Source organism: Catenulispora pinisilvae (assembly GCF_015356865.1).
GTDB lineage: Bacteria > Actinomycetota > Actinomycetes > Streptomycetales > Catenulisporaceae > Catenulispora > Catenulispora pinisilvae.
In genome coordinates, this window is sequence record NZ_JAAFZA010000407.1 from 1 (window position 1) to 5,411 (window position 5,411).

Consider the following 5,411-nt stretch of genomic DNA (forward strand, 5'->3'; position numbering starts at 1 on the left):
TCCGGCTCTCGGTGTGGTCGCTGCTGCTGGCCTACCTGCTCTACCAGGCCTCGCTCAAGGACTTCGACGCCGCCGTCGACTACACCCCGCTGGGCCATCTGGTGGCCTTCGGCATCGGGCTCGCCTGCTACCCGCTGACCAGGACCCAGCGCGCCCGGGAGCGAAGATCCGATCCGTGGATCAAGATCCGCCGCCCGACCTCGGTGTTTCCGGCAGGGGAGCCGACGTCCGATAATGAGACCACGAGCCTGGCGCGGTGATCCCGCAGTGCCGGGCGTGTGACAACGACGTCCGCCCCCGAACCGCGAGGGATGCGCCATGCCCCCGACCGCTCCGAACACCGCGCCGACCGGCGCTTCGAACGCCGCTGACCCGGCCGCTGCCGACCTGAACGCCGTCGCCGCGAACGCTGCCGCCGCGACTTCCGCCGCCGCGCCCGACCCGGCCGAGCTCGCCGCGCTGACCGAGATCCAACAGCGGGTCCTGTGGCTGGCCACCAGGATCGTCGACGCCGCCAACCACGACCGCGCCACCGGCGACGGGGTCAAGGTCGGCGGCCACCAGGCCTCCTCGGCCTCGATGGTCACCGCGATGACCGCGCTCTACTTCAGCTACCTCGGACCGGACGACAAGGTGTCGGTCAAGCCGCACGCCTCCCCGGTCTTCCACGCGATCCAGTACCTGCTGGGCGAGCTCGACGGCTCCTACCTCACCAAGCTGCGGGCCTTCGGCGGCCTCCAGTCCTACCCGAGCCGCACCAAGGACCCCGACCGCGTGGACTTCTCCACCGGCTCGGTCGGCCTGGGCCCGGCCGCCCCGCTGTTCGCCGCGGCCGCCCGCCGCTACGTCGACGCGCACTTCGGCGCCCGGGCCCGCTCCCGCTTCGTCGCGCTGCTCGGCGACGCCGAACTGGACGAGGGCAACGTCTGGGAGGCCATCGCCGACCCGGCGTGCACCGGCCTGGGCGAGGTGATGTGGATCGTCGACTTCAACCGGCAGTCCCTGGACCGCGTGGTCCCCGGCATCCGCGAGGGCCAGCTGCGCCTTCAGTTCCAGGCCGCGGGCTGGCACGTCGTGGAGGTCAAGTACGGCCGCCGGTTGCAGGCGGTGTTCGACCGGCCCGGCGGGGCGGCGCTGAAGGCGTGGATCGACGCCATGGCGAACGAGCGCTACCAGTCGCTGTTCGGCCTGGACGGCGCCGAGCTGCGAGCCCGGTTCCTGGACGGCGCCCCGGCCGACGTCGCCCCGGTGCTCTCGGTGGTCCCGGACGACGACCTCGGCGCCCTGCTCACCGACCTCGGCGGCCACGACCTGACCGCGATGCTCGACGCCTACGCCGAGTGCGACGCCGTCACCGACCGGCCGAGCGTGGTCTTCGCCTACACCGTCAAGGGCTGGGGCCTGCCGATCGCCGGCAACCCGCGCAACCACTCGGCGCTGCTGAGCACCGAGCAGATCGGGCAGCTGCGCACCGCGCAGGGCCTGACCGAGGCCACCGAGTGGGACCGCATCTCTGTGGACACCGCGGCCGGCCGCCTGGTGACCGCGCGTGCTTCGCTGCTGAAGCGCCCGCAGCCCACCGCGCACCCGCCGATCCCGGTCCCGGCCCAGGTCGAGACCCGCTCGCCGGCCAAGCCGACCTCGACCCAGGAGGCGTTCGGCCGGCTGGTGTCCGGCCTGGCGCGCACCCCGGAGGTGGCGCGGCACCTGGTGACCACCGCGCCGGACGTGGCGACCTCGACGAACCTGGCCGGCTTCATCAACAAGTTCGGCGTGTTCGCCCCGGCCGAGGTGCAGAACTACACCGCCGCCGACTCCCCGGTCCGCTGGACCGAGTCCCCCGCCGGCCAGCACATCGAGCTGGGCATCTCCGAGATGAACCTGTTCCTGCTGCTGGGCCAGCTGGGCCTGGCCTGGGACCTGTCGGACCAGCCGCTGCTGCCGATCGGGACCGTGTACGACCCCTTCGTCTGCCGGGGCCTGGACGCGTTCATCTACGGCACCTACTCCGGCGCGCGCTTCCTGATCGCCGGCACGCCCTCGGGCGTCACCCTGGCCCCCGAAGGCGGCGCGCACCAGTCCACGATCACCGCCTCGATCGGGCTGGAGCTGCCGAACGTGGTGTTCTCCGAACCCGCCTACACCCGCACGCTGGACTGGGTCCTCTGCGACGCGCTGGCCCGGATGGGCCGCGGCGAGGCCGGATCCTCGGCCTACCTGCGGCTCACGACCCGGCCGCTGGACCAGGCGCCGTTCGAGGCCGCGCTGGCCCGGGTGGGGGAGGAGCGGCTGCGCGCGCAGGTGCTGGCCGGCGGCTACCGGCTGCACATCGCCTCGGAGCTGGAGAACACCGGCGCGCCGGTGGTGCATCTGGCGGCTTCCGGGGCCGTGCTGCCCGAGGTGCTGGCGGCCGCGGCCGAGCTCGCCTCGGAGGGGGTCGCGGCGCACGTGGTCGACGTGACCAGCCTGGACCGGCTCTACACCGGCTGGCGCAGCTCGTTGCAGCAGGACTACCGCAGCGCTTCCGGGCCGCGCCGGCCGTCGGTGCTCAAGGAACTGTTCCCGGGGCGCGCGCCGATCGTGACGGTGCACGACGCCGCCTCGCACGCCATGGCGTGGCTGGGGTCGGCGGTCGGGGTGCCGGCGGTGCCGCTGGGCGTGGACAGCTTCGGGCAGTCCGGGGCGGTCGCGGATCTGTATGCGCAGCATGACCTGGTGCCCGGGGCGATCGTCAACGCGGCTTTGGCGGCGCTCGCGCTCTAGAACGCTGCTGAAGATCTTGTTTGGGGGGTCGTCCTGTTCTGGGGCGGCCCTTCGGTCATGTGGTGGCGGTCAGTGCCCAGGTGCCGTGGTTGTGGTGGAGTCCGAGGTTGACCAGTCGGCGGAGGTTGAGGGCGGCTGCGCGGTGGTGGAGCCAGGTGTTGTTGGTGATGACGCCGCGGTAGGGGACGCGGCGGTTGCCTGCGGCGACGAGCCAGGCGATGGCGCGTTCCACCGGTGGGCGCCAGCGGCGGTATTCGGCCTGCCAGGCGGGGTCGGATCTGGCTTGGTCGCGGGCGGCTTTGAGGAGGTCCCAGTCGGCGTGGACGCTGAACACGCGGCCCGTTTTGGATTTCGTGCACCGCGCTCGCAGCGGACAATCCCGGCACAGGGCTTTGAACTGGGCCTGGCGGTTGCCGGTGGCCTGGGGTCGGCCCAGGGCCCTGGTGTGCCCGGCCGGGCAGGTGACGGTGCCTGCGGCGGTGTCGATGGTGAAGTCCTCGGCGGTGAGGCCGCCGGGGACGGCCTGCTGTGGCGGCGCGGGTTTGATCACCGGGGTGTGGCCGGTCGCGGTCAGGGTGCGGCGCAACTGCCCGGTGCCGTAGGCGGTGTCGCCCAGCACGGTCAGTCCGGTTTCTTCCCCGGCCAGCAGGTGCTCGGCGACGGCGGCCTCGTGGTTGTCCGGGCCGAACCCGGCGGTGAGCTCCACCGCGGTGAACAGCCCGACCTCCGGTTCGAAGGCGACGTGGGCCCGGAACCCCTCCTGGTGCCGGGTGCGGTTCTTGTGGATGTGCCGGGCCTCGGGGTCCACGGTGGAGACCGTGCGGTCCGGCACGGTGCCCCGGGCGATCCGCCAGCGTCCGTCCCGGCCGTCGGAGCCTTCGGCCGGTTCGACGTCCTGGCCGGCGACCAGCGCCAGCAGCCCGACCGAGTCGGCGGCCTTCGGGCCCAACTCGGCCTCGGGCAGATGGCCCAACACCAGCAGCGCATCGGTCACCAGGGCATCCACCAGGGTCGCCCGGGCGGCCTCGTCGTTCCAGGCGATGCGCGGCTTGCCCGGATCGTCGTAGTCGTGGGCGGTGCAGTGCTCGGCCACCACCTGCGCCGCTCCCGGGACGTCCCGGACGACCCGTCGGATCGCCGCGATCAACTGGGTGACCGTGTCCTGGGTGGCCACCGCGTCGTCCAGGACCGTGGAATCCAGCGCCCGCCGCATCCTGCCCTTGAGCACCCCGGTCGCCGCGATGACGTCCTTCAGCGTGGTGAACAGCCGCACCGGATCCCCCGAGCGGGACAGACGCCGCCGGAAGTAGGTCAGCAGCGAGTCATCGAACGCCGTGTCATAGAGCCCGAGCCCGCAGGCCGCCTTCCACCGCAGGTCACAACGCAGCACCTGCACCGTCTCGTAATCGGAGAGCCCGTGCAGGCTCTGCAACACCACGGTGGCGGCCAGCACCTGCGGCGGCATCGACGGCCGCCCGTTGGCCGAGGGATACATGTCGGCGAACATCGACGCCGGGAACAACCGCTCCCGGTGCTCGGCCAGGAACGCGAACACACTCCCGGCCGGGATCAACCCCCGACAGGTCTCCCACACATCCGGCCCGACCAGCTCACCAGTCCACTCACCCTGCATAACAGCAGTCTGACCCCACCGATGAAACGACGAGGTCAGAACGACAGATCTTCAGCAGCGTTCTAGAGCTGGTCGTTCTTGCGCTGTCGCTTTTACGCTTTGGTTTTCGAGCTTGTGCACGCGGGCCGTCGAGGGATCGTCCTCGGCGGCCCGCGGCCCTTTCGGGGGCGCGCCGCCGCGGCTAATCTGACGTACCGTCAGATAGGAGCGCGTAATGTTCCGGACCGAACCGGCTCTGCCGGAGCAGGAGTGGCAGCTGCGGCTTGACGTCGGCGACGACGGGGTGGCCACACTCCTATTGGACCGCCCGGCGAAGCTGAACGCGTGGAGTTGGGAGGCTTCGCGACAGTTGGCGCGGCTGGCGGCCCGGGTGCGGTTCGACGACCGGATCAGGGCCCTGGTGGTGCACGGCTCCGGGCGGGCCTTCTGCGCCGGGGTGGACCTCGGCCTGCCGGAGGACCGGATCACCGGCCGCTCGGACGCCGAGCGCGCACGGAACTTCGCCGAGGGCCTGCGCTGGGTGCACGAGCAGTTCCGCGCGTTCGCGACGCTCCCGCAGCCGATCGTGGCGGCCGTGCACGGGTACTGCCTCGGCTTCGGGTTCGAGCTGGCGCTGATGTGCGACATCCGGGTGGCGGCCGCCGACGCGGTGTTCGCGCTGCCGGAGGCCACGATCGGGATGGCGGTCGACGCCGGCGGCGAGATGCGGCTGGCCCGCGACGCCGGGAGCGGCTGGGCGAAGCTGCTGGCGCTGACCGGACGCCGGATCGACGCGCAGACCGCGGCGCGGATCGGGGTGGTGCAAGAGGTGGTCGCCCCGGACGAGCTGCTGCCGACCGCCTACGCGCTGGCGCGCGAGATCGCCGCGAACGCCCCGCTGGCGGTCCAGGCGATCAAGCGCTCGGTGGACACCTTCGCGGACCGTGGCCTGACCGAGGCGATGGCGCAGACGGCGCTGCTGGCCGCGACGACGTTCGTGTCGCAGGACACGACGATCACGGTCCGGTGGCCCTCG

At 72.2% G+C, this 5,411-nt stretch carries 3 protein-coding genes and 1 pseudogene; 3 read left to right on the forward strand and 1 reads right to left on the reverse strand.

Annotation, left to right across the window (positions count from 1 at the left end; genetic code table 11):
• Window positions 1-260: pseudogene (locus tag IZR01_RS47890) on the forward strand (hypothetical protein); the annotation flags it as partial.
• 58 nt (window positions 261-318) lie between these two features.
• Window positions 319-2,763: a thiamine pyrophosphate-binding protein gene (locus tag IZR01_RS47895; RefSeq protein ID WP_228561386.1), complete on the forward strand. Its 2,445-nt coding sequence runs from the start codon at window positions 319-321 to the stop codon at window positions 2,761-2,763.
• A 55-nt stretch (window positions 2,764-2,818) separates the two neighbouring features.
• Here IZR01_RS47895 and IZR01_RS47900 read toward each other — a convergent pair whose 3' ends face one another.
• Window positions 2,819-4,396: an IS1182 family transposase gene (locus IZR01_RS47900; protein WP_194927740.1), complete on the reverse strand. Its 1,578-nt coding sequence runs from the start codon at window positions 4,394-4,396 to the stop codon at window positions 2,819-2,821.
• A gap of 214 nt (window positions 4,397-4,610) precedes the next feature.
• On the opposite strand from IZR01_RS47900, the gene IZR01_RS47905 reads away from it, so the two are divergent.
• Window positions 4,611-5,411, forward strand: an 801-nt coding sequence (locus tag IZR01_RS47905) for an enoyl-CoA hydratase/isomerase family protein (protein ID WP_194927741.1), incomplete at its 3' end; no start/stop codon positions are given.